This window comes from Microbacterium sp. 22303, from assembly GCF_052045265.1.
GTDB lineage: Bacteria > Actinomycetota > Actinomycetes > Actinomycetales > Microbacteriaceae > Microbacterium.
In genome coordinates, this window is the sequence record NZ_JBQEOQ010000001.1 from 759,552 (window position 1) to 783,930 (window position 24,379).

A 24,379-nucleotide genomic window follows, 5' to 3' on the forward strand; every position below is an offset into this window, starting at 1 on the left:
GTTGCGGGCGGCCTGCCTCCCGAGCAGGGTCCGGGGCCGGACGGGAGAACCCCGCCCGGCCCCGGATCGTGGAATCACTGCGCGACGAGCTGTGCGACGTACCCCGGCACCATGGGCGCGCCCCATCCGGTGGTCAGGTCGTAACCGTCCGTCGTGGCGTAGCCCGGCACGGCGTTCGGCGTGAGCGAGCCGTCATCGGCGAGCGCCCACATCCGGTTGCTGTCGAGCACCCCGCTCGGCGTCGTCCCGTAGGTGAGCGGAACGATGTCGTTGAACGCCGACGAGTGGTCGAACGACGCGCTGTACAGCGCCTTGTTCAGATCGCCGATCGGGCCCTTGCCCGCGGCGGCCCGCGCCTGGTTCGCGATCGCGGTCGCCGCGGCCGCCTGCGGGGACGCCGCCGAGGTGCCGCCGAAGACGCCCCACGCCGCGGGACCCTCGGTGCTCGGGAAGTACGTGTGGTAGACCAGCACGCCTCCGTTCACCGCCGCGTTCCACGCGAGGTCCGGCACGCCGCGCGCACCGCCGACGACGCCGGAGACGCCGTCCTGGTACGCCGGCCGCGAGTACACGGTCGACAGGCCGCCGCCTGTGCCGATCTGGAAGCCGCCCTCGTTCCACACGGGCTCGGTGTTGCCGCCCGAGTTCCACGCCCAGTACGCCGGGTTGCGGGCGCCGCTCGCGAGATACGGCACATCCTGGGTGGGGTTCCACGTCCAGCCGTCCTGCACCTGGGTACCGCCGACAGAGGTCACGTACGGCGAGACGTTGGGGTAGCTGACCTCGGGCGTGGATCCGACCGTGCCGGCGCGGTGCGAACGGACGTATCCGGTGGATCCGTCATCGCCGGACGACGCGAAGAACGTGTCGCCCTTCGCGATGCCGCGCTGGAAGGTCTGGTCGAACTTCGTGAACTGCGTCTTCGCCGCGGAAGCGGATCCGAAGGTCTGCTCGTCGGTGCCGAACGACATCGAGAACACCGTCCCCGAGGGGTACTTCTGGATCGCCCAGTCGATCGCCTTCATCAGGTTGGGGACGCCCTGCACGCCCTGCGTCTCCGCGGGCGGGGTGGACAGCAGCACGATGTGCGCCTTCGGGGCCATCGCATACGCCCACTGCACGTCGAGGTTCGCCTCACCGGCCCAGCCGGCGGCGGAGTTCGGCCCGGACTGGCCGACACCCTTGCCGGTCGGGTTCTTGTAGTCGGGCGTGCCGAGCGGCGAGACCGCCTCGAAGTCCGGGGCAGGTCCACCGAACGTCTGGGCGAAGAAGGCCAGGTCATCGGCGGCGGTCGGGCTGCCGTAGGCGTCCACCAGCACGATCGTCTGTCCGGCGCCGTCGTTGCTGGAGGCGAGCGGACCCAGGCCGTAGTGCGCACGCAGCTGATCCGGCGTGTAGCAGTGGATCGTCGTCGACACGCGGTTGTCCGGTGCGGGCCGCTGGCAGGCGATCGCCGCGCCTCCGGCGTCAGCCTGCGAGGTGAAAGCGCTGTCGGGGGCCTGCGCGGCGAACGGCGTGACCGTCGCTGCGGACGGCGGTGGCGACGAGACGGGGGCCAGGGCGAGCGCGGTCGCTCCGGCCATCGCGGTGACGCCGAGTGCGGCGAAGAGGGTCCTGGTACGTGACATGCCAACCTCCTTGTTGACGGATCACCCGGGCCGCCGGGTCAGCGGTGCGGGACCGCCCACGACGCTACACCCGCACCAGCGCTCTGATACCGGATGTTCAGCGGTCTCATAAGGACGGATCCCGGCTCATCGCCCTCAGTGCCGGGACCGACCGTCAGCGCTTTCCGAAGGGCGACAGCACGATGATCGCGGCGACCACGACGAGGGCGGCGACGGCGAGGCCCGCGTAGGAGAACGACTGCAGGATGACGCCCGCCAGCACCGCACCGCCGGCCGCGCTCAGGCTCATGATCGAGTCGCTGCGGCCCTGGCGGCGCGTGCGCAGCGCGGGCGCCGACGCCTCGGTGAGCAGAGCTGCACCGGCGACGGTCGCGGCGCTCCAGCCCAGGCCCAGCAGGATGAGCGCGACCATGACGCCCCACGGCGTCTCCCCCGCGAACATCGCGAAGCACAACGATACGACGAGCAGCGCCTGCCCGAGCAGCACCGTGCGCAGCCGGCCCCAGCGGTCGGCGAGGATGCCGAACACCGGCGACAACCCGTACATCCCGGCAACGTGCATGGCGATCGTCACGCCGACGAGCACCGTGACGTCGAGTTCCATCGACATCCCGTCGTGCATGCCCCCCATCGAGCCGCCGGACATGGCCATGTGCGACAGATGCACCGGGGTCATCGCCATGACCGAGGCCATCGTGACGTGCGAGCCGGCGATCGCGAAGATCGCGTAGCGGGCGGCGACCGGGCGGTCGACGCGCTCGATGCCGGCCGCGACGGATCCGGTCTCGGGCAGCATGCGCGAGGTGAGCAGCGGATCCGGCCGGAGGGCGATCAGGTACAGGGCGAACGCCGCGACCTGCGCCACCAGCGAGAACAGGTAGGAGCCGGTGTGCTCCGGCATGCCGATCACCCGGCCGAGTTGCTCGCCCGGTCCGAGCAGCAGCGGTCCTGCGACCCCTCCGATCGTGGTCGCCCACACGACGACCGACAGATCCCGCCCTCGGTGCTGCGGCTGTGCCAGGTCGGTCGCGGCGAACCGGGACTGCAGGTTCCCGGCGTTGCCCATGCCGATCATGATGATGCCGACCAGCAGCAGCGGGAACACGCGGACCGCGGCCGCCGAGATAACCACCACGATGCCGAGAAGCGCGAACAGGTTGCCCGCCGTCAGCGCGAACCGGCGGCCGCGCAGCCCGGCGAGGCGCGCCAGCGGGATCGCCGCGAGGGCGGCGCCGAGCGTCACAGAGGCGGTGGCGAGGCCGGAGAGCGCGTCGCTTCCCGAGATGTCCGCCGCGAGCAGCGCGCCCAGCGAGACCGTCGCGCCGAAGGCGATCCCGCCGAGGACCTGACCGAGCGAGAGGATTCCGACGGTGCGACGCTGGATCCTCGTGCGCTCCAGTTCGGTCAGGATCGCTGCGGTCACGACGCGGGCACGGCGTCGCGCACAGCGTTGCGCAGCGTCCCGATTCCTGAGATCTCGACCTCGACCGTGTCACCGGCCTCGAAGGCGCCCACGCCGGCCGGAGTGCCGGTCATGATCACGTCGCCCGGCAGCAGCGTGAAGACGGCCGAGGCATACGCGATGATGTCGGCGACGGAGTGGATCATGTCGGTGAGAGGGGCGTGCTGGCGCACCTCGCCGTTCACCCGGGTGGTGAGCTCCGCGGCGTCCAAGTCGACATCGGTCTCGATCCACGGTCCCAGCGGGCAGAACGTGTCGAAGCCCTTGGCGCGCGACCACTGGCCGTCCTTGCGCTGCAGGTCGCGAGCTGTGACGTCGTTGCCGATCGTGTATCCGAACACGTACTGCTGCGCGTTCTCGGCGGCGACGTTCTTGGCGATGCGCCCGATCACGACCACGAGCTCGCCCTCGTGCTCGGTGCGCTCCGAGAGCGCGTTCGGGCGCACGATGGTGTCACCGGGGCCGATCACCGCGGTGTTCGGCTTGAGGAACAGCAGCGGCTCCGCCGGCGCCTCGCCGCCCATCTCCGCGGCATGGTCGTGATAGTTCTTGCCGACGCAGACCACCTTCGAGCGCGGGATGACCGGGGAGAGCAGCGCCACGTCGGCGAGCGGCACCCGCTCCCCCGTCGTCTCGTAGCCCGCGAACATCGGGTCGCCGGCCAGCACGACCAGCTCGCCCTCGTCGAGGATCCCGTACTTGATGCCGTCGTTGTGGCTGAACCGAGCGATCTTCACATGCTCAGCCTATCCACGACGCGCGATCAGCCCGTCGTCTCGGCCTTGTTGCCGCCGGCCTCGAGCACGTCGCCCGCGGGCAGCTCCTTGTGCCCGCCGAACTGCAGGCGCATCGCCGAGAGCACCTTGTTCGCGTACAGGTCCTCGTCCCGCGATGCGAAGCGCTCGAACAGCGACGCGGCGAGCACCGGCACCGGCACGCCCACGTCGACGGCGGCCTTGACCGTCCAGCGGCCCTCGCCCGAGTCGGACACCCGGCCGGCGAGACCGTCGAGTGTTGGGTTGCCCTGCAGAGCCGCGGCGGTGAGGTCGAGCAGCCACGACGAGATGACGGATCCGCGCCGCCACAGTTCCGCGACCTTCGGGGTGTCGATGTCGAACTGGTAGTACTCGGGCTCCTCGAGAGGTGCGACCTCGGCTGAGTGCTCGGCCTCGCGGATCCCCGCGTCGGCGTTCTCGAGCAGGTTCAGCCCCTCGGCCAGCGCCGCCATCACGCCGTACTCGATGCCGTTGTGCACCATCTTCACGAAGTGACCGGCACCGGACGGCCCGCAGTGCAGGAATCCGAGCTCCTCGTCGCCGAGCTCACCGGTACGGCCCGGGGTGCGCTCGATCTCGCCCACGCCCGGGGCGATCGTCTTCAGGATCGGGGTGATCGTCGCGAACGCCTCGTCGGGCCCGCCGACCATGAGGCAGTAGCCGCGCTCGAGGCCGAAGACCCCGCCGCTGGTTCCGACGTCGACGTAGTTCAGGCCCTTCTCCCGCAGCGCCTTGGCCCGGCGCACGTCATCGCGATAGTTGGAGTTGCCGCCGTCGATGAGGATGTCCCCGGGCTCGAGCACCTCGCTGAGCTCCTCGACGACCCGGCCGGTGAGTCCGGCGGGGATCATCAGCCAGACGACGCGCGGGCCGTCGAGCTTGGCCGCGAGATCGGCGTAGTCGGTCGCGCCGATCGCGCCCTCCGCGACGAGCGTCGCGACGGCATCCGGATTGACGTCGTAGACGACGCACTCGTGCCCTCCGCGCATGAGGCGGCGCACGATGTTCGCCCCCATCCGTCCGAGTCCGACCATGGCCAGCTTCATAGCGGGGTCCTCTCCTGTCAGGGATCGCAGTTCATGCGCCGCCTCCGCGTCGGAGGCGGTGTGGATCGTGCGGCGGGTCAGGCGTCCAGGCGGACGAGCCAGCCGTGGGTGTCCTCACGACGGCCGTACTGGATGTCGGTGAGCTCCTCGCGCAGCGACATGGCCAGCTCGGTCGACTCTGGGCCCTCGTGCACGATCTCGAAGTCGTCTGCCATGAGCGTGCCGATCGGCACCACGACCGCGGCGGTGCCGCAGGCGAATGCGCCGACGATCTCGCCGGACGCGGCACCATCGCGCCACTCCTGGATGGAGACCTTGCGCTGCTCGACCTCCAGCCCGCGATCCTTCGCGAGCTGCAGGATCGACGCGAGCGTGATGCCCTCGAGGATGGAGTCGCTGGCCGGGGTGATCAGCTTGTTGTCACGGGTGACGAGCACGAGGTTCATGCCGCCGAGCTCCTCGATGTACTCGCCGTCGAGGAACAGGACCTGCTGGCAGCCCTTCTTGTACGCCTCCTCCTGCGGGAGCAGGCTCGAGGCATAGTTGCCGCCGGTCTTCGCCGCGCCCGTTCCGCCGTGACCGGCGCGGGCGTAGTCACGGGACAGCCAGATGTTCACCGGCTGCACGCCGCCAGGGAAGTACGCTCCGGCCGGGCTCGCGATGAGGTAGTAGGCCACCTTCTTCGCGGCCCGCACACCGAGGAAGGCCTCCTTGGCGAACATGAACGGGCGGAAGTAGAGGCTCTCCTCGGGGTTGCTGGGCACCCAGGAGGAGTCGACGGCGACGAGCTGCTTGAGCGACTCGATGAACAGCTCGGTCGGCAGCTCGGGAAGAGCCAGGCGCCGCGCAGAACGCTGCAGGCGGGCGGCGTTCCGGTCGGGGCGGAAGGTCCACACGGATCCGTCCGCGTGCCGGTAGGCCTTGAGACCCTCGAAGATCTCCTGCGAGTAATGCAGCACGGCGGCGGCCGGGTCGAGCTCGATGGGGCCGTACGGCGAGACGCGAGGACGGTGCCACCCGCCCTTGTCCGACCAGCACAGATCGACCATGTGGTCGGTGAAGTGCTGCCCGAAGCCGGGCGCGGCGAGGATCTCCTCGCGGTCGGCGTCGGAGCGCGCGTCCTCGTTACGGGTGACGCGCCAGATGAGTCCGGCGGGTGACGGAGCCTGAAGAGGGAGTTCGATGGTCATGAATGCGTCCTGACAGGTCGAAGGGTGCGGCGTCGTGCGCTGACTTCAGGTTACGCCTGGAGCCGGGCGATGATCGCCGCGCCGGTCTGTTCGGTGGTGCGGGCGCCGTCCCGTGCGGCGATGTCCTCCTCGACGGCACGCTGCACGCGTGCGGCCTCGTCGCTCAGCCCCAGGTGGTCCAGGAGCAGAGCGACCGAGAGGATCGCTGCGGTGGGGTCGGCCTTCTGCTGGCCCGCGATGTCGGGTGCCGAGCCGTGCACGGGCTCGAACATCGACGGGAACGCGCCGTCGGGGTTGATGTTGCCCGAGGCGGCGAGGCCGATGCCACCGGTGACGGCGCCGGCCAGATCCGTGAGGATGTCCCCGAAGAGGTTGTCGGTGACGATCACGTCGAAGCGCGAAGGGTGGGTGACCAGGAAGATCGTGGCCGCATCGACGTGCAGGTAGTCTACGGCCACGTCGGGGTGCTCCTGCGCCACCTCGTCCACGATGCGCTTCCAGATCGCGCCGGCGTGCACCAGCACGTTGGTCTTGTGCACGAGTGTGAGCTTCTTGCGGCGCTTCTCCGCGAGCGCGAAGGCGTAGCGCACCACCCGCTCCACACCGAATGCGGTGTTCACGCTCGTCTCGTTCGCGACCTCGTGCGGGGTGCCCTTGCGGATCGCGCCGCCGTTGCCGACGTAGGGTCCCTCGGTGCCCTCGCGGACGACGACGAAGTCGATCTCGCCCGGATCCGCCAGCGGTCCGGGCGCACCCGGGTACAGCTTGGACGGACGCAGGTTCACGTAGTGGTCGAGCTCGAAGCGGAGCTTGAGCAGCAGACCGCGCTCGATGTTCGCATCCTTGAGGCGCGGATCCCCCGGCTGCCCGCCGACGGCGCCGAGCAGGATCGCGTCGTGCGCGCGGATCGCATCCAGATCCTCATCGGTCAGCGTCTCGCCCGTCTCCAGGAAGCGCGCGGCGCCGAGCGAGAACCGGGTCTTCTCGAACGTCACGGGGCTCGAGGCGGTGACGGCGTCGAGCACCTTCTCCGCCTCGGTGACGACCTCGGGACCGATGCCGTCACCGGGGATGACAGCCAGCTTCACGACACGGGACGACGATTCCGACACGGGCGCTCCTTGCGATTCGTTACGGGTGGAGGATCCCAGGCTATCGGGAGCCGGAGACCCTCCCGACAAAGAGTCGTCCCCCTCAGAACGACCTAGGGACCGTGCTGAGGGGGACGACTCGAGAATGGCGGTCAGTTGCCGAGCCGGCGCCCGAGGGTGAGCGCTGCGATCGTCGCGGCGCAGATCACCAGGAAGCCTCCGATGAGCGAGGTCACCATGACGCCGGTGCCGAACGCCTCGGATGCAGCCTGCTGCAGCGCCAGTCCGAGCGCCTCCGGCAGCTGCTCGGCCGCGGAGAACGCTCCGGCGAGAGTCTCCTTCGCGCGATCGGCCAGCCCCTCCGGCACGCCCGCCGGCACGACCAGCGAGGTGCGGTAGAACGCGGTGATGATTCCGCCGAGGATCGTGGTGCCGAGCACGGCGCCCAGCTCGTACGCCGTCTCGGACACGGCACTGGCCGCGCCAGCCTTCTCCGGCGGGGCCGCGGCGAGGATGAGCTCGTTGGAGACGGTCTCCGCCGCGCCGATGCCGATGCCGAGCAGCACGAACGCGACGATCAGCGGCGCCACGCCGTGCGCATGCGTGGTGAAGGCCACCACGAGGTAGCCCGCGAGCGAGAACACCAGGGCGGCCGGGACGAGGATCTCGGGGCGCACGCGGCGCGCGATCGGCACGACGACGAGGCCGGAGACGATCATCATGGCCATACCCGGGATGAGCGCGAGGCCTGCCTCGACGGGCTTGAGCCCGAGCACCAGCTGCAGGTGCTGCGACACGTAGTAGAGGAAGCCGACGAGCGCGACCACGCTGAGCAGGTTCACCAGGATCGCGCCGCTGAACATCCCGCGGCGGAAGAGCGCCATGTCGAGCATCGGGACCTCCGCGCGCAGCTGCCGGCGCACGAACAGCACACCCATGCCGACGCCGACGATGATCAGGATCACGACGAGCGGGGTGATGCCGTCGACGGCGAATTCCTTGATCGCATAGACCACGGGCACCATGGTGGCCATCGACATCAGGATGCTGAGCAGGTCGATGCGTCCCGGATTCGGATCCCGGCTCTCCGGGACCAGGATCGGTGCGAGGATCAGCAGCGGGATGAGCACGGGCACGGCGACGAGGAACACGGATCCCCACGCGAAGTGCTCGAGCAGCACTCCCCCGACGATCGGCCCGAGTGCGGAGCCGGCGGAGAACGCGGCCGCCCACACGGCGATCGCGAGCCGTCGCTGCTCGCGGTTCTGGAACACCGAGCGCAGCAGCGAGAGCGTCGACGGCATGAGCATCGCGCCGAAGAACCCGAGCAGAGCGCGGGCGGCGATCAGCAGCGCCGCCGTGGGCGCGAACGCGGCGAGCGCGGAGACGAGCGCGAACCCGGTGGCGCCGATGAGCAGCATCCTCCGTCGCCCGAAACGGTCGCCGAGCGTGCCCATCGTCACCAGGAGTCCCGCGAGCACGAGCGGGTAGACATCGATGATCCAGAGCTGCTCGACGCCATTGGGGCTCAGCGCCGTCGAGATCTCCGGCAGAGCGAAGGACAGCACGGTGTTGTCGACCGAGACCAGCAGCACCGGCAGCATGAGCACGACCAGCGCCGCCCAGCCGCGTGCACCGACGCGGGGGCCGTCCTCGGTCCCCGGCAGGGAGATCGACGCTGTTGCGGACATGGTGCACCTCTCGGTTTCATCGCGGAAGGACGAGTTACTTAACCGTCCAGCTGGTATAGTAACAGACATGGCCAGACCTCCGCATGCCCGTGAGCGCGTTCTCGACGCCTACGAGGCCCTGCTCATCTCCGCGGGAGAGCGCACCGCGACCCTCGACGCCGTGGCACGGGCCGCCGACGTCTCCAAAGGCGGTCTGCTCTATCACTTCGCGTCGAAGGACGAACTCGCGAGTGCGATGATCGGGCGCCTGGACCGTCTCGTCGAGGAGGACGTCGCGACGATGGTCGAGGCGCCGGAAGGCCCCGTCGAGTACTACCTGCGCACGTCGGTGATGATGGACGACTCGCTCGACCGCGCGATCATCGCGGCATCCCGGCTGGCGCAGGGCGGCAGCTCGTCTGCGGCGGAGGCTCTGCACCGGATGCGCGATCGCTTCGCGGAGGGGATCCGCCCGCACGTGCGCGATCAGGCGGCGCTCGACCTCGTGCTGCTGCTCAGCGACGGCCTGTTCTTCAACAATGCACTGGACGCGGCCGGATCCGACGGAGTCGTGCCCGCCGGGGCCGGTCTCGACGCGCTCGTCACCCTGGTGCGGCGGTCCGTCGAGAATTGACGCCGTCCCGACGCGAAGAACCGCCGCCCCGATCGTTCGGGGGCGGCGGTTCTTCGTGAGCCGGGTCAGGCCTCGACGAGCTCGATCTGACGGAACAGGTCGGCGTCGATCGCCTCGCGCACCTCGTCGAGGAGGGTCTCCGGGATCGGCGAGTCGAGCGTGAGCACGGACAGCGCCTGGCCGCCGGCCGTCTCGCGCGCGATCTGCATGCCGGCGATGTTGATGCCCGCGTCGCCGAAGCGCTGCCCGTAGACCGCGACGATGCCGGGGCGGTCGGTGTAGAGCATGACGACATGGTGCTTCTCGATCGGCAGCTCGACCGCGTGGCCGTTGATCGCGACGAGCTTCTCGATCTGCTTCGGGCCGGTCAGGGTGCCGGACACCGAGACCTGGCTGCCGTCGGCGAGCGCGCCGCGCAGCGTGATGACGTTGCGGTATTCCTCGCTGACGTCGTCCTGCACAAGGCGCACGGCGACGCCGCGCTGCTCGGCGAGCAGCGGCGCGTTTACGTACGACACCGTCTCGCTCACGATCGGGGTGAAGACGCCCTTGAGCGCGGCGAGGCGCAGCACGCTGACCTCGTAGCCGTTGAGCTCGCCGTGGACCTCGACGTCGAGGCTCGTGAGCGGGGACTGGGCGAGACCGGAGAGGATCTGACCGAGCTTCTCGGTGAGCGGGATGCCAGGGCGCACGTACGGGTCGATGACGCCGCCGGCCACGTTGACGGCGTCCGGAACGAGGTCGCCGCCGAGGGCGAGGCGCACCGAGCGCGCGACGGAGACGCCGGCCTTCTCCTGCGCCTCGTCGGTCGACGCACCCAGGTGCGGGGTGACCACGACGTTCGGCTGCGCGGTGAGTGCGCGCGCGGCGCTGCCCTCGACGGGCGGCTCGGACGTGAAGACGTCCAGGCCGGCACCGGCGATCTCGCCGTTCTGCAGGGCGACCAGCAGCGCCTCCTCGTCGATGAGCCCGCCGCGCGCGACGTTGACGACGTACGCGGTCTTCTTCATCGCGCGGAACTGCTCGGCGCCGATCATGCCGGTGGTTTCCGGCGTCTTCGGCATGTGGATCGTGAGGAAGTCGCTCTCGGCGACCAGGTCCTCGAGGCTGAGCAGCTGCACGCCGAGCTGCTGGGCGCGGGCGCTCGTGACGTAGGGGTCGTAGGCGACGACGCGCATGTCGAACGCCGCCAGGCGCGCCGCGACGAGCGCGCCGATCCGGCCGAGGCCGACGATGCCGACCGTCTTCTCGAAGAGCTCGGCACCGGTGTAGGAGCTGCGCTTCCACTCCCCCGCCGACAGCGAGGCGTGTGCCGCCGGGATCCGGCGGGCGAGGCTGAGGATGTGGCCGACGGTGAGCTCGGCGGCGGAGACGATGTTCGATGTGGGCGCGTTCACGACCATGACGCCGGCGGCCGTCGCCGCCTTGATGTCGACATTGTCGAGGCCGACGCCCGCCCGGGCGACGACCTTCAGCACCGGGGCGTGCGAGAGCGCCTCCGCGTCGATCTTCGTGGCCGAGCGGATCAGCACGGCATCGGCGTCGGCGAGGGCGGCGAACAGCGCCTCACGGTCGGTGCCGTCCACCGAGCGGATGTCGAAGTCGGGACCGAGCGCGTCCACCGTGGCGGGAGACAGCGTCTCCGCGAGCAGGACGATGGGTTTGCGGGCAGACGTGTTCACGGCATTCTCGGGCACAGAGAGATCCTTCGGGGCTGGGAAGGGGGATCCGGACGCGCCGCACCGTCGGGGCGCGATAGTGCCCACACTCTACCCGAGGCGCCAGAGCCGCCCCGACCGTGTGACGGCGAGAGACCGGGGCGGTCAGTGCGTGCCGGAGAGCGTGTAACCGACCACGTCGAGCCAGAACACGGCGACCAGGCCCAGGCCCGCGAGCAGCACGAGCGCCACCGTGCCGAGCCGGCGCCGCCGGGTCAGCGCGATCGCGACGACGTAGATGACGGCCGGCAGGATGATCGCCAGGATCAGTGCCACCCAGGTCGTCGCGCCGACGGCGAGGCCCACGAGCGGGATCATGTACGCGATCGCGTTCCAGATCGCGTAGGCGTACAGCAGGCCGAACACGCCCAGCAGCGTGTAGAAGATCCAGCGCGGACGCCGCGGATCGGTCTGCGGTGCGGTCGACATGGACTCGGCGCTCATGCTCCCACCGTCCCGAACATCACGAAGGGCCACGGCACCAGCAGCGCGGCGCCGGCGATCAGCGCCACGACTCTGATCCAGGTCGCCCTGCCGCGGGTGAGCATCCAGGCCGCGGCGAACCAGAGCACCGGGGCGAGCGCTGCGAGCCACATCCAGGGGAAGTACATCCAGTCCACGAGCAGCAGGGACGCGCGCGGACGCAGACGGAAGCCGCCCACGATCCAGCCCACCGCGAAGAGCAGGTACACGCCGCCGATGATCCCGTAGAAGACCAGGGCTGCGTTGCCGATCCCCGCCGGTTCGTCGTCGGCGTCGGTCTCGACCTCTGCAGCCGACGTCGCCCCGCCCGTCGCGGCGCGCGCCACCGGAGTTACGGCTGCGCTCTCTCCGACCCGCTCCGCCTTCTGAGCGCCGCCCGCGGAGGTCTGTGCCCGCGGCACTGCAGGGGGCACATTCTTCGCGGCAGCGTCCGGCGCATCGGGCTCGTCGCCCTCCCAGCGCAGCGCGTCGTCCGGGTCGGTTGTCATGTGTCCAGCGTAGCGACCGATATCCCACGCGTGCGGCTTCGCCGCCGCTAGGCTCAGGTCCAGCATCAGGGGGAAGGGAAAGGACCACCGTGCCCGAGAACAGCAGCAAGAGACCCGCCCGCACCGCAGCGAGCAAGAGCGCTTCCGCCGCGGCCGCCAACGGCCCCGCGGATCCGCCCGCCGGCTGGGTGCCCACCCCGGAGGCAAAGGCGACCGCGACCCGGTTCCGCTGGATCGCGGCCGTGCTCTGGGCCGTCGCCATCGCCGCCGAGGCCGTCGGCATCTTCTGGCTGCTGCGTCAGCGCCAGGTGGTCGGCGAGGACGGCAAGCTCGTCCGAAACCCCGACACAGGCCTGCTCGAGCAGCAGGGCGCGACCGTCACCTTCCCGCAGTGGGCGTTCATCACGCTCATCGTGCTGTTCGTGGTGATCGCCGCGCTCTCGATCACCGGATCCTTCCTGTGGAAGAAGGCGAATCATCTGGATCCGGCCCGCCGCTCCGACACCGTCCGCTTCTTCGTGCAGAACCAGCTCGGCGCGATCATCGCGATCATCGCGTTCGTGCCGCTCATCATCATGGTGTTCCTGAACAAGGACATGGACAAGGGGCAGAAGACGATCGCGGGCATCGTCGGCATCGCGCTCGCCGCGCTCGCCGTGGTGCTCGGCATCGACTTCAAGCCTGCGTCCGTCGAGCAGTACACGGCGGACCAGTCCACGGTCATCCAGCTGCTGGGCAAGGATCAGGTCACCTGGGTCTCCGGCGGCGCCGTCTACCACGTGTGCGACAAGGTCTCGGACATCCAGACCGGCAGCGCGATCCAGACCGGGACCACCGCCGATGCCGTCGCGGCGGGCAAGGAGCGCCTCACGCTGAAGTTCGCCTCGGAGCTGGAGAAGTGCGGCCTGCCGGTGCCGGAGAACGCCACGGCGATCGCTGACGCACTGCGTCAGATCCAGGGCGGGCAGACCGTCACCCTTCCCGCTCCGGTATGGGGCGCAGGAGTCCAGGCTCCCCTGACGGTGCCGGACGCGGCGTCGAGCGGCTCCGAGCCCTCGCCGACCAGCACGCCCTGAACCGAGCGGCCCCGCCGCGACCGCTGCGAAGAGCGCGACGCTCCCGAGAGGGCGTCGCGCTCTTCCTCGTCAGGGGACCGACGGCTCGGAGGCGGCCACGGTCAGAGGCGGCGGGTCAGAGTCGCACGCGCAATGCGGCAGCGGCGTGGCGCACGATGCCGCCGTCGGTCACATCGAAGCCGGGATCCCCGCCGCCGGGACCGCTCGGCGCGGTGTCCCCGGAGGGCCGGCGTGCGGAGAGGTGGATCGCGTCGACGCCGCAGGCGACGAGCCGGGGGATGTCCTCGACGCCCACGCCTCCCCCGGCCATGATCTCGAGCCTGCCGTCCGCCTCCGCGACGAGGGCGCGCAGGGTGTCGCGACCGTCGATGCTGCGGGCGGCCCCTCCGCTCGTCAGGACGCGCCGTACCCCGCTCGACACGAGATGGTCGACGAGTGCCGCGGGCTCCGGCACCGTGTCGATCGCCCGGTGGAAGACGAGATCCGCGGCACCCGCGGCGCTCCTCCAGCGCTCGAGAGCGCCGCGGTCCACGGCGCCGTCGGCGGTCAGCGCGCCGACCACGACCGCTCCCGCGCCGCGACGGACGAGATCGGCGATGTCGGCGGCCACGAGGTCGACCTCCTCGGCGCTGTAGACGAATCCGCCGACGCGCGGCCGGACGAGCACGGCGATGCGCTCCGGATCGTCGGCCACGGCGAGGACCGCGTCGACCGTCGCCCCCGAAGGCGTCAGGCCGCCGGTCGCGGCGAGCGCCTGGCAGAGCTCGACGCGATCCGCGCCGCCCGCGAACGCCGCCCGCGCTCCGGTCGGCCCATCGACGGCGATCTCGAGCGCGATGCGCGTCACGGCGCGACCGTGAGAGTGGCAACGGGCTCGGCCCGCAGCCCCGCGGGGATGCGCACGATCCGCGTGCCGTCGCCGGATGCCTCCGATTCCGCGGCGGAACCGTCCGCCCAGCGCGTCGCACCGTCGGCCAGTTCGGCGGGAAGGCGGACCTCCCCCGTGCTCGGGTCGAGGGCGTGCACGTGCAGCCCCTCCGCGGACCGCGTGTAGCGGCGCGGCTCGCCGATCTCCTCGCCGAAGCGCACCCAGGGACGCGTCCCGTGGATCGCATCGCCGTTCACACGCATCCATGCGCCGAGATCCTGCATCGTGCGGCGCTGCAGCTCCGGGATCCGCCCGGCCGCGTCTGGACCGACGTTGATGAGCAGGTTCCCGTTCTTGGAGACCACGTCGACGAGCATCCGGATCAGGTCCGGCCCGGACAGCGTCTGCCGCTCGTCCTCGGCCTGGTTGTATCCGAACGAGTAGCCGAGGCCGCGCGTCGACTCCCACGGCGCCTCGAGGATGCCGGGGATGTGCGTGTACTCGCGCGTGAGGAAGCCGTGATACGGCACGCCCCAGCGGTCGTTCACGACGCCGTCCGGCACTCGCTCGAAGTAGCGGCGCAGCAGCGCGGCGACCGCGAAGTCGTCGTGGCCCTTGCCGCCGTCGGGCCATTCGATGTCGTTCCAGAGCACGTCCGGCGAGAACCGCTCGACGAGCTCGTCGAGCTGCGCGGCCGCGTAGCGCGAGAAATGCTCGTCGTTGCGGCGGTAGCGGAACAGGTCGGTGTCCGACTCGATCGCCGGGAAATCGCTCGCGTGCCAGTCCAGCGCGCCGGAGAAGTACACCCCGAAGCGTGCGCCGGCACGTCGCGTGGCGTCGTGGAGCTCCGCGATGAGGTCGCGCCGGGGCCCGCGGGCCACCGCGTTGAAGCCGGTCGTGCCGGTGTCCCAGAGGCAGAAGCCCTCGTGGTGCTTGGTCGTCGGGATGACGTAGCGGGCACCTGCGTCCACGAGCTCGCCGATGAAGGCGTCGGCGTCGAAGGACGACGTGTCCCAGAGGTCTGCGAGGTCCTCGTACGACGTGCCGGGTCCGTAGAGCTCCTGGTGCCGCTGCCAGGTCGGGCTCCCGGTGATCCGTACGGTGTTGCCGTACCACTCCGCGTACTGGTGCCAGGCGTACGCGTCCTCGGTCGGGATGTTCACGCCCTCGCCGTGCTGCACGGCCCAGGCCGGCACCGAGTACAGCCCCCAGTGCACGAAGAAGCCGAGCTTGGCGTCGCGGTACCAGTCCGGCACCCGGGTGGCGGGATACGCCGGAGCTTCGGATCCGAAGTCGGGTCCGGTGCGCGTCTCGAAGTTCATCATGCGGACAGCTCCTCTCCGCGACGGCTCACGTGCGCGGTCAGGGCCGGCGTGCCGTCGGCGTCGAACGGGAAGACGCCCGGCGCGAGCCGGTGGTGCCCCAGGCGGAGCAGATCCTGGTCCACTCCTCCCGGTGTGAGGGCGAGGGTCCAATCGGCGGCGAGGTCGTACAGCTCGGGCTCGAGGTACCCGATCTTGACGATCACGATGTCGGCGCTCTCGGGATCCAGCCCCAGCATCCGGAAATCGTCGAGGTGGTGGAAGGGCTTGCGCCGCTCGGTCACGATCGCGTGCACGCTGCCGGCGCGGAGCACGACCTGCGTGCCCGCCTCGGGGTCGCCTTCGGTGATCGAGAACACCTCGCCCGTGATCGGCACGGGACCGCGGGGGCCGGGGTCCACTCGCCCGCCGACCTCGAGGGTCACGGTCGCGCCGACGCCGGCGGTCACGGCCTGTGCCACCGCCGCGGGATCGAACACGGAGGCGTGCACGACGACCCGTCCCTGCTCCGCGAGCTCGGGGCGCGCGAGCAGCTCGCCGAGGGTCCAGGAGAGGTCGCCCGCTCCGCCCGCGGTGGGGTTGTCGCCGGAATCCGAGATGACGTACGGGTGCGCGGTTCCCGGAGTGAGCGCACGGTCGAGCGCCTCGTCGAGGCCGGCGGTCGGCCCCACGAAGACGAAGTCGGCGCGCGCGTCCCAGTACTGCCGGGCAAGGCGCTCGGCCTCCCGCGCGATGACGGCGCGGTCGTCACCGGTCACCATCACGATCGCCATGTTGCGCGGCTCATCAGCCCAGGCGTAGCCGACCCAGATCGCCGCGTCCACGACGCCGTCGAGCTCCTCCACCTCAGGCACCTGCGCGTAGATGCCGCGCGCCGGCTCCAGCCGTGTGCTCGTCTTCTCCCCCGGCAGCAGCACGGGCACCGGCACCCATGCCTTGTAGGGACGGCGCTGCATCGGGTCGGATCCGTACGGACCGCGCAGGCGCGCGAGCAGGTTCCACACCGCGCGCTCCTTGGTGTTCATCCAGTCCTCGTGCGGCGCCATCCGGTAGCAGGTGAGCAGATCCAGCGCGTCGCGCAGCACCTCCGACACGTTGCCGTGCAGGTCCATCGAGGTCGACACGAGCGCGTCGTCGCTGAGCGCGGCGCGCACGGCCGCCGCCAGGTCGCCCTCCGCGTCCTGCATGCCGACGACGCTCATGGCGCCGTGGATGTCGAAGAAGAATCCGTCGAACGGACCGCCCGCGGCGATCTCGGCGCGGATGCCGCGCACGATCGCCTCCTTCATCCGCTGGTAGGTGGCCGGCGCCACGGCTCCGCCCGGCAGCGAGCGCCCGTGGTGGATCGGGACCCACTCGGCCGCCTCGCGCAGTTCACGGCCCTCGTCGAGGAACGGGTAGTACCGCAGGAGGTCGGCGCCCTCGCGGATCGTGAACGCCTCGTCGCCGGAGATGTGCGGCGAGAACGTGCTGGACTCGATCGAGATCCCGGCGATGCCGATCCGGGGGCGATCGAGCCCTCCGTCCTGGACGGCCGGGAGCGGCCCCATCCAGACCGTGTCGGCCTCGGGGCGGATGTGCGGGGTGGGCGCTGTCATGGCGGCGGTCGTTCCTTCTCAGGCGATGCGGGTGGTTCAGACGGGGGCGGGGACGGAATCGGCGAGTCGCGCGGAGGCGAGCGCCGCGGCTCCTCGCGCGACGGCGTCGGCGGAGATCTCCGCGGGCACGATGCGCAGCGGGAACCCGGAGACCGGGGCGTCGGTGCGCAGCGCATCGAGGATGCCGGGCTCGAGCAGATCCCAGGCCTCGCGCACCCCTCCGCCGATCACGACCATGCCGAGATCGAGCAGGGAGGACGCGACGGAGGCGGCGAGAGCCGTCGCACGGGCCGCGTCCGTGAAGACGTCGAGCGCCGCGGTCTCCCCGGCCCTCGCCCGATCCGCGATCTCCGGGGCGATGGCATCGGATCCGGTCGCCGCGCGGTAGCGGCGGGCGATCGAGGTGCCGGAGGCGAGCGTCTCCAGGTGTCCGGTCTGCCCGCAGGTGCACACCAGGTCGCTGAAGCCGGGCGTGTGCCCGATCTCCCCCGCCGCGCCGTGCACGCCGTGGTGCACCGCGCCGTCGAGGGCGATCGCGCCGCCGACCCCCGTGCCGAGCATGATGCCGAGCACGTCGCTCTCCCCGCGGGCCGCGCCCCAGCGCAGTTCGCCGAGCAGGAAGGCGTTCACGTCGTTCTCGACCCACACGGGCACGCCGAGGCGCAGCGCGAGCTCGTCGGCGAGCGCGAAGCCGCTCCAGTCGGTGAACGTGGCGGAGGCGGCGACGACGACGCCGCGCTCCTGGTCGATCACGCCTGCCGCACCGACGCCCGCCCCGGCCAGGGAAGCGCCGAGCGCGTCGCACAGCCGGAGGACGAGACCGGCGGCGGCGTCCGCCATCGCGGCGCCTCCCTCCGCGGCGGGCGCCGGCACGACGCCCTTCGCCAGGACCGCGCCGGTCTCGTCGGTCAGCACGGCGGAGATCTTCGTCCCGCCGATGTCGACGCCCGAGATCACGGGCGCACTCGTCTCCCGGTGCTGCGCGGCACCGGATCCTGCATCGTGAGTCATCGTCCGCCGAGCCCCGCCATCGCGATGCCCTTGACCAGGTGCTTCTGCAGCACGATCACGAGGATCGTCGTCGGCACCATCGAGATGATCGCCGCCGCCATCTGCAGATCCCAGCGCGTGCCGGTCAGGCCGGAGAAGGTTGCCAGGCCCACCGGGAGCGTGCCGTGCGCGTTGTAGTCGACCGTCACGATCAGCGGCCACAGGTAGCTGTTCCAGAACGAGAGGAAGGTGAAGACGGAGAGCACCGCGACCGCGGACTTCGCCAGAGGCAGGATGATCTGGAGGAAGGAGCGCAGGGGTCCCGCGCCGTCGACACGGGCCGCCTCTTCGAGCTCGTAGGGGATGCCGCGGAAGAACTGCCGCATGAGGAACGTGCCGAAAGCGGTGAACGCGAACGGGAAGATCAGTGCCTGGTAGGTGTCGACCCAGTTCAGCCACTGCATCACCTGGAACATCGGGATGACCAGCACCTCAGCCGGGACCATGAGGGTCGCAAGGAACAGCACGAACACCGCGTCGCGTCCACGCCAGCGCAGCCGGCCGAAGGCGTACCCCGCGGTCGTCGAGACGATGAGGACGACGAGGGTTCCGGCGATGGCCACGAAGAACGAGTTCCCGATATAGGTGAGGAACGGACCGTACGCGAACACGTCGGCGAAGTTCGACCAGCGCACCTCGGATCCGACGAGCTTCGGCGGCATCGAGAACATCTCGTTGTTGGGCTTCAGCGCCGAGAAGAACGAATAGATCAGCGGAGAGACGAAGATGAGCGCCGCGAGGTAGACGAAGACGTGCGCGATGATGAGTCGCGTCCGCTCGCCGCCGGACAGCGGCGCCTTCGAGCGCTTTCCGCGGTCCTCGACCGCGACCTCCACCGACTCGGAGGACTCCCGGATGGCCGCCTGCTGCAGATCAGTGCTCATAGTGCACCCACTTCTTCTGCGCCCCGAACTGCAGCGCGGTGATGATGATGATGAGCGCGAACAGGATCCACGCGCCGGCGGCGGCGATGCCGAGATCCTGGAACTTGAAGCCCTGGTTGTAGATGAACTGGACCAGAGGCTGCGTCGCGTTGCCCGGGCCGCCTCCGGTGAGCAGCTGCGGCTGCGCGAACACCTGCAACGACGTGATCATGGTCATGATCGTCGCGAAGAAGATCGACGGCGAGATCATCGGGACGACGACGCTCCACTGCATCCGGAAGCCGGAGGCCCCGTCGATGCGCGCCGCCTCGATGACCGATTCCGGCAGCTGCTCGAGCGCGGCGGAGAAGATCAGCATGTTGTAACCGAGCCCCTGCCACACGCTCATGATGATGACCATCGCCATGGCCCAGAACGGGTCGGCGAGGAAGTTCGGCAGCTTCATGCCGAACCAGCCCTGCGCGATCCCGTTGAACAGGCCCTGGGGCTGCAGCATCATCTTCCAGACCAGGACGCTCGCCACCATCGGCGTGACGACCGGGATGAAGAACAGCACGCGCAGCGCGCCACGCCCGCGGATCCGCGGGCCGAGCGCCATGGCGAGGATCAGCGAGCAGACGATGCTGAGAGGCACGTAGACGATCGTGAAGACCGCGGTGTTGCGCATCGCCGGCCAGAAGTCCGGGCTCGACGTGAAGAGCTTGATGTAGTTCCCGACGCCGTTGAACGTCTTGTCGCCGAACGTGGGCCAGTTGTAGAAGCTCATCACGATGGAGAGCACGACCGGCACGACGGTGAACACGGCCAGGCCGATCAGGGCGGGACTCGCGAAGCCGAGCGCCTGACGGCCCTCCGCGCGCGTAAGGGATCCGCGACGGGGCGGAGCACCGCGTCGGCTCTGCGACGCGCGGCGGCGGGATGCGGCGATGGTCACCGTTCCTCCTTCTTCCAGATTGGTGTCCCGGTCCGGCGGACGGATCCGCCGGACCGGGAGTCGATCACTTGCCGAACTGCTGCTGAGCGCTCTTGAGCACCTCGGCCATGGGGGTCTGGCCGTTGTAGACGCTCACCAGCTGCGGCTGGATATAGCTGCCGACCTTCGACCAGTTGTCGGTGACGTACTGACCCTGCACGTTCGCGAAGGCGGCCTTGAAGACCTCTTCGACCTGGGGACGGAACTTCTCATCGATGGACTGGAAGTACAGCGGCTGGCTCTCCGCACGCGCCGGGTAGCTGCGGCCCGAGGAAGCGATGTAGTCCTGCGAGTCCTTGCTGAGCAGCGAGCCGAGCACCTTGAGCGCGGCGTCCTTGTTCTTGCAGGTCTTGGAGATGCCGTATCCGGAGCCGAGGATGAGGCTCAGCGAGTCCTTGCCCTCACCCGGCAGCGGCGCCATGCCTGCGGTGAAGCCCGCCTCGTTCTTCAGGTAGCTGACGGCGTTCCAGGTGCCGTCGACCGCCATCGCGGCGTTGCCGTTGGAGTACTGATCCTCGCCCCAGCCGCCGTCCGAGGCGCTGGCGACCGGCAGAGCGACCTTCTGGTCCGTGACGAGCCCCGCGTACCAGGTCGCGGCGTCGGAGAACTTCTTGTCGGTGAGCTGCAGCTTGCCGTCCTGCGACGCCGGCTGCACGCCCGCCTTCGCGATCGGCAGCGCCTGCCACTGGAAATCGCCCATGCCGACGGCGAAGCCCTGCTTGCCGTCGCGGGTGGCGGCCTTGGCGGTCTTCTCGAAATCATCGAAGGTCCAGCCCGGCTTCGGGTCTGCGGCGCCGGCGGCCTTGAGCTGATCGGCGTTGTAGTAGACGAGCATCGTGGCGGTGTCGAAGGGGAGGCCGTACAGGTCGCCCTTGTTCTTCAGGATCTCGGTCGTGCCCGAGGCGAAATCGTCCTCCTTGAGGCCCGCGGTCTTCAGGTCGTCCGCGGTGAGCTTCTGGAAACCCGAGGTGTAGCCGGACAGCATGCCGCTGTTCATGCCGGTGACGCACGCCATGTTGCCGGAGGCCATGTTCGTGGTCAGCTTCGTGAAGAAGTCGTTCCACGGCGCGGTGCGCAGCTCGATCTTCAGGTCGGGGTTCTGCTTCTTGGCGACGTCGATCTGCGCCTGGAGCGCCTTGGTGTCGTCGGCGGATCCCGCCCACATGTCCACCACGACGGTCTTGTCGTCGGCGCCGGCGCTGCTGCTCGAGCTGCCACAGCCGGTCAGCGCGAGCGCGGCGCCCACCGTGAACGCCGCCACGGGGACGAGGTGAGTCTTCTTCATTGAAATGCCTCCTCAGGCACGAACAGATCCTTGCTTCATTCGATGTCGAACGAAGTAGTTCGGGGTTGTGCCCTCATCTTGTCAGAGGCACCCGGGAAACTCCAGCCGAACATCGGATGTTTGCGTCGGATCGTGAGAATTCCGTGATGAATCCCGAAGTCCGGCGACTTCCGCATTAGAGTGATCTTCATTCGACCTCGAAGGAAGTGTCATGGCACGTTCGGCAGACCGGTCCCCTGACCGTCGTGAGACACCCACGTCCGGTGACCACGCACGACAGATCGTCGAGCTGGTGACGCGCGGGGAGGCATCGTCCCGCTCGGATCTCGCGCGCCTGCTCGGCATCGCACCGTCGACCGCCTCCCTGCGCGTGCAGGAGCTCGTCGACGCTGGAATCCTGCGAGAGAACGGTCAGGCGCAGTCCTCCGGCGGGCGGCGCGCCCGCCGCCTCTCCCTGGGCGGCACGCCGCACCGCGTGCTCGCCGCGGAACTCGGGGGCGAGCACGCCCGATTGGGCGTCCTCGACCTCGGCGGTCATCTGCACCGGACAGCCACGATCCCGATCACGATCGCAGACGGCCCTGAGGCGACGCTCGCCCTCGTCGAGGCTGGTCTTCGCGAGCTCGCGGAGGGGGCAGACATCCGAGCTGTGGGCATCGCGCTCCCCGGGCCCGTCAACTTCGAGACCGGCAGCGTGGACCAGCCCTCACGGATGCCCGGGTGGCCCGGGTTCCGCGTCGGCGAGGCTCTGACCGAACGCTTCGGCGTCCCCGCCGCCGTCGACAACGACGCGAATCTCAGGGCGCTGGGCGAGCACCATCGCAGTCTCCACCGGGATCAGCACAGCATCACGGTCAAAGCCGGTACGGCGATCGGATCCGGCATCATCGTCGCCGGTTCCGTGCACCGTGGCGCCACCGCGGCGGCCGGCGACATCACGCACACCCGCGTCGCCGAGGCCGCGGACATCCCGTGCTCCTGCGGCAACCACGGCTGCCTCGAGACCATCGCGAGCGGTGCAGGTCTCGTCCGCCAGATGCGCGAGCGCGGCGTTGCCGTCTCCGGCGCCGCGGAGGTGCTGGAACTCGCACGCAACGGCGACCCGATCGCGACCACACTCGTGCGCACGGCCGGCACGCACCTCGGTCAGGTGCTGTCCGGAGTCGTGAACTTCTTCAACCCGCACGCCGTGTTCCTCACCGGCAGCATGAGCGCGAGCGAGCCCTTCCTCGCCGCCGTGCGCAGCCGCGTGTACGAGGCCTGCCATCCCCTCGCCACCCAGACCCTGCGGATCGAGTCCGCCCAGACGGGGCCGGATGCGGCGCTGTACGGCGCGGCCCGGCTGGCGATGAAGCTCGTCGACCCCGTGGCGTGAGCCTCGAGGCCGCGCCGGTCAGGCGCCCGGTGCGAGCGTCAGCTCGATGACGGGGATCAGCACGTCGGGGCGCTGCACGGGCAGATGTACCGTCAGAGTGCCCTCAGCCTCCCCCGCCGGCGTCATGAGAGTCGCCTCCTGGTCAGGATTGGTGACCGACGTCTTCAGCCAGGATCCGTCGTTCAGCAGCCGCGCGTAGGTCACCCGGTCGGCGAGGCCCTCGAGGTGCACGTATCCGAGCGGCCACGAGAACAGGTGCAGGTAGAGGCGGTCCCCGCGTCGGGTGTAGACGCCCTCGCGGGGAGCGGCGAAGGCAGCGTGCCCGGCACCGACGATCGCGTGGCGGTGCAGCCGCATCCACTCGCCGAGCTCGGCGAGCACCCGCTCATCGCGGGGGGCGATGCTCCCCCGGCCGTCCGGCCCGACGTTGAGCAGCATGTTGCCGTCCATCGACACGGAGTCGGCGAGCATCTGCGCGAGCAGCACAGCCGACTTCTGGTCGTGGTTGTCGCGGTGGTAGCCCCAGGAGCCGTTGATCGTCTGGCACGCCTCCCAGACCTGCGGCTGGCCGTCGACCACGATCGGCGCGGTCGGCTGATACTGCTCCGGGGTCACGAAGTCGCCGGGGATCCCGAGGCGGTCGTTCACGAGCATCTGCGGCTGCAGTTCGCGGCAGAGAGCGAGGAGCGGCTCCGCGTCCCAGTCGCGCGGCCCCTTGCCTTCCCAGCCGTCCTTCGCCTCGGGGTAGGTGAAGTCGAAGAACAGGTAGTCGATGTCGCCGTACTGCGTGAGCAGTTCGCGCACCTGTCCGTGCAGATACGCCCGGTAGCGGTCCATGTCGCGCTCGCGGTTGCGATCGAGCTCGATCGCGTCGTCGCGGCGCGGGTGGTTGGCGTCGACGGTGAAGTCGGGGTGGTGCCAGTCGATCAGCGAGTGGTACAGGCCCACTCGCAGCCCCTCCGCCCGCAGCGCGTCGACATACTCGCGGACGAGATCCCGACCGCACGCGGTGACCGAGGTGTAGTCGGTGAGCGCCGAATCCCACAGGCAGAAGCCGTCGTGGTGCTTCGTGGTGAGCACCACATATCCCATCCCCGTCGCCTTCGCGCGGCGGGCGAGCGCGGCGGCGTCGAAGAGATCGGGGTCGAAGTGGTCGAAGTAGACCCGGTACTCCTCGGCGGTCAGGCGCTCGTAGTTCTGCACCCACTCGTGCCGCGCGGCTCCGCTGTACAGGCCGAAGTGCACGAACATCCCGAACCGGGCCTCGTCGAACCACTGCTGTCGCATCCCTGCCTCTTTCTCGTTCCTGGGGTGGTGCGGCTCAGACGGAGGGGTGCCCGACGACGCCCTTGCGCAGCAGCGCGTTGCCGTATTTGCGGGTCTCCCCCGTGCGCACCATGAGGTAGGCGCCCTTCGCGACGTCGTAGTACGCGAAGCGCTCCACGAAGCGCGTGGTCCGCTCCTCGGTGCCGGCCGCGGTCATGAGCTCGCGCTGCACGTCGAGCACGGACCCGTCGGCGGACTCCATGAGGTCCATGCCGGGGGCGTCGTCGAGCGGCAGCACCGAGCGGATCGCCGCGACCACAGCGGGCGTCGTCGTACCGGGCAGATCGACGACGCGCGCGCCGAGCGCCCACGCCGGGAAATGCGCGTCGGCGATGACGACCGCGTCCGAGTGGCCCATCCGATCGAGGTGCAGCAGCAGCTCACCGGTGAGCAGCGGGTCGATTCCTTCGAGCATGTCGTTCCCTTCGTCGTGGCC

Annotated in this window: 22 protein-coding genes; 3 read left to right on the forward strand and 19 right to left on the reverse strand. The window is 69.9% G+C overall.

The features are described from left to right. Positions 1–74: 74 nt before the first annotated feature. From ACTJI8_RS03665 to ACTJI8_RS03695, 7 genes are all read right to left on the reverse strand, one after another. On the reverse strand, positions 75–1,628 hold the full coding sequence (locus ACTJI8_RS03665; protein ID WP_440732038.1) for a S53 family peptidase: 1,554 nt from the start codon (positions 1,626–1,628) through the stop codon (positions 75–77). Between the two features lie 154 nt (positions 1,629–1,782). Continuing rightward, entirely contained in the window at positions 1,783–3,051 is a 1,269-nt protein-coding gene (locus ACTJI8_RS03670; RefSeq protein ID WP_440732039.1) for an MFS transporter, read from the reverse strand. Next, complete coding sequence (locus ACTJI8_RS03675) at positions 3,048–3,827, reverse strand: fumarylacetoacetate hydrolase family protein (protein WP_440732040.1); 780 nt, start codon at positions 3,825–3,827, stop codon at positions 3,048–3,050. The genes ACTJI8_RS03670 and ACTJI8_RS03675 overlap by 4 nt, the downstream gene beginning before the upstream one ends. Positions 3,828–3,853: 26 nt before the next feature. Then, positions 3,854–4,912, reverse strand: coding sequence for a phosphogluconate dehydrogenase (NAD(+)-dependent, decarboxylating) (gene gnd, locus ACTJI8_RS03680; protein WP_440732041.1), 1,059 nt, complete (start codon positions 4,910–4,912; stop codon positions 3,854–3,856). Between the two features lie 77 nt (positions 4,913–4,989). Further along, positions 4,990–6,102 carry a branched-chain amino acid aminotransferase gene (locus ACTJI8_RS03685; RefSeq protein ID WP_440732042.1) on the reverse strand — a complete coding sequence of 371 codons (1,113 nt, stop codon included), beginning with the start codon at positions 6,100–6,102 and terminating at the stop codon, positions 4,990–4,992. A 50-nt stretch (positions 6,103–6,152) separates the two neighbouring features. Continuing rightward, the gene (locus ACTJI8_RS03690) at positions 6,153–7,214 is read right to left on the reverse strand and encodes a 3-isopropylmalate dehydrogenase (protein WP_440732043.1); all 1,062 of its coding nucleotides are present in this window, start codon (positions 7,212–7,214) and stop codon (positions 6,153–6,155) included. 131 nt (positions 7,215–7,345) lie between these two features. Continuing rightward, positions 7,346–8,884 carry an MFS transporter gene (locus ACTJI8_RS03695; protein ID WP_440732044.1) on the reverse strand — a complete coding sequence of 513 codons (1,539 nt, stop codon included), beginning with the start codon at positions 8,882–8,884 and terminating at the stop codon, positions 7,346–7,348. 67 nt (positions 8,885–8,951) lie between these two features. Between ACTJI8_RS03695 and ACTJI8_RS03700 the strand changes: the two genes are divergently transcribed. After that, the gene (locus tag ACTJI8_RS03700; protein ID WP_440732045.1) at positions 8,952–9,497 is read left to right on the forward strand and encodes a TetR/AcrR family transcriptional regulator; all 546 of its coding nucleotides are present in this window, start codon (positions 8,952–8,954) and stop codon (positions 9,495–9,497) included. 65 nt (positions 9,498–9,562) lie between these two features. On the opposite strand, the gene serA is transcribed toward ACTJI8_RS03700, so the two are convergent. From serA to ACTJI8_RS03715, 3 genes are all read right to left on the reverse strand, one after another. Beyond that, positions 9,563–11,194 carry a phosphoglycerate dehydrogenase gene (gene serA / locus ACTJI8_RS03705; RefSeq protein ID WP_440732046.1) on the reverse strand — a complete coding sequence of 544 codons (1,632 nt, stop codon included), beginning with the start codon at positions 11,192–11,194 and terminating at the stop codon, positions 9,563–9,565. A gap of 126 nt (positions 11,195–11,320) precedes the next feature. Next, a complete protein-coding gene (locus tag ACTJI8_RS03710) occupies positions 11,321–11,659 on the reverse strand; it encodes a hypothetical protein (protein WP_440732047.1) in 339 nt (112 codons plus the stop codon). Continuing rightward, on the reverse strand, positions 11,656–12,186 hold the full coding sequence (locus ACTJI8_RS03715) for a hypothetical protein (RefSeq protein WP_440732048.1): 531 nt from the start codon (positions 12,184–12,186) through the stop codon (positions 11,656–11,658). Before ACTJI8_RS03715 ends, ACTJI8_RS03710 begins: the two co-directional genes overlap by 4 nt. 89 nt (positions 12,187–12,275) lie before the next feature. Here ACTJI8_RS03715 and ACTJI8_RS03720 point away from each other — a divergent pair, with 89 nt between their 5' ends. Beyond that, positions 12,276–13,262 (forward strand): hypothetical protein, encoded by a 987-nt coding sequence (locus tag ACTJI8_RS03720; protein WP_440732049.1) that lies wholly within the window; start codon positions 12,276–12,278, stop codon positions 13,260–13,262. Positions 13,263–13,377: 115 nt separating this feature from the next. On the opposite strand, the gene ACTJI8_RS03725 is transcribed toward ACTJI8_RS03720, so the two are convergent. The 7 genes from ACTJI8_RS03725 to ACTJI8_RS03755 all read right to left on the reverse strand — a co-directional run bounded on the left by ACTJI8_RS03725 (position 13,378) and on the right by ACTJI8_RS03755 (position 21,242). Beyond that, positions 13,378–14,109 (reverse strand): copper homeostasis protein CutC, encoded by a 732-nt coding sequence (locus ACTJI8_RS03725; protein WP_440732050.1) that lies wholly within the window; start codon positions 14,107–14,109, stop codon positions 13,378–13,380. Beyond that, positions 14,106–15,455, reverse strand: a complete 1,350-nt coding sequence (locus ACTJI8_RS03730) for an alpha-L-fucosidase (protein WP_440732051.1) — start codon at positions 15,453–15,455, stop codon at positions 14,106–14,108. The genes ACTJI8_RS03725 and ACTJI8_RS03730 overlap by 4 nt, the downstream gene beginning before the upstream one ends. Continuing rightward, positions 15,452–17,002 (reverse strand): M81 family metallopeptidase, encoded by a 1,551-nt coding sequence (locus tag ACTJI8_RS03735; protein ID WP_440732440.1) that lies wholly within the window; start codon positions 17,000–17,002, stop codon positions 15,452–15,454. The genes ACTJI8_RS03730 and ACTJI8_RS03735 overlap by 4 nt, the downstream gene beginning before the upstream one ends. Before the next feature lie 84 nt (positions 17,003–17,086). Continuing rightward, positions 17,087–18,061, reverse strand: a complete 975-nt coding sequence (locus tag ACTJI8_RS03740; protein ID WP_440732052.1) for an ROK family protein — start codon at positions 18,059–18,061, stop codon at positions 17,087–17,089. Next, on the reverse strand, positions 18,058–18,984 hold the full coding sequence (locus ACTJI8_RS03745; RefSeq protein ID WP_440732053.1) for a carbohydrate ABC transporter permease: 927 nt from the start codon (positions 18,982–18,984) through the stop codon (positions 18,058–18,060). The genes ACTJI8_RS03740 and ACTJI8_RS03745 overlap by 4 nt, the downstream gene beginning before the upstream one ends. Beyond that, complete coding sequence (locus ACTJI8_RS03750) at positions 18,974–19,918, reverse strand: carbohydrate ABC transporter permease (protein ID WP_440732054.1); 945 nt, start codon at positions 19,916–19,918, stop codon at positions 18,974–18,976. The genes ACTJI8_RS03745 and ACTJI8_RS03750 overlap by 11 nt, the downstream gene beginning before the upstream one ends. 64 nt (positions 19,919–19,982) lie before the next feature. Continuing rightward, the gene (locus ACTJI8_RS03755) at positions 19,983–21,242 is read right to left on the reverse strand and encodes an ABC transporter substrate-binding protein (protein ID WP_440732055.1); all 1,260 of its coding nucleotides are present in this window, start codon (positions 21,240–21,242) and stop codon (positions 19,983–19,985) included. 211 nt (positions 21,243–21,453) lie between these two features. Between ACTJI8_RS03755 and ACTJI8_RS03760 the strand changes: the two genes are divergently transcribed. Further along, positions 21,454–22,617: an ROK family protein gene (locus ACTJI8_RS03760; RefSeq protein ID WP_440732056.1), complete on the forward strand. Its 1,164-nt coding sequence runs from the start codon at positions 21,454–21,456 to the stop codon at positions 22,615–22,617. Between the two features lie 18 nt (positions 22,618–22,635). On the opposite strand, the gene ACTJI8_RS03765 is transcribed toward ACTJI8_RS03760, so the two are convergent. Beyond that, entirely contained in the window at positions 22,636–23,904 is a 1,269-nt protein-coding gene (locus ACTJI8_RS03765; protein WP_440732057.1) for an alpha-L-fucosidase, read from the reverse strand. 34 nt (positions 23,905–23,938) lie between these two features. Beyond that, positions 23,939–24,358, reverse strand: a complete 420-nt coding sequence (locus tag ACTJI8_RS03770; RefSeq protein WP_440732058.1) for an RbsD/FucU family protein — start codon at positions 24,356–24,358, stop codon at positions 23,939–23,941. Between the last annotated feature and the right edge of the window lie 21 nt (positions 24,359–24,379).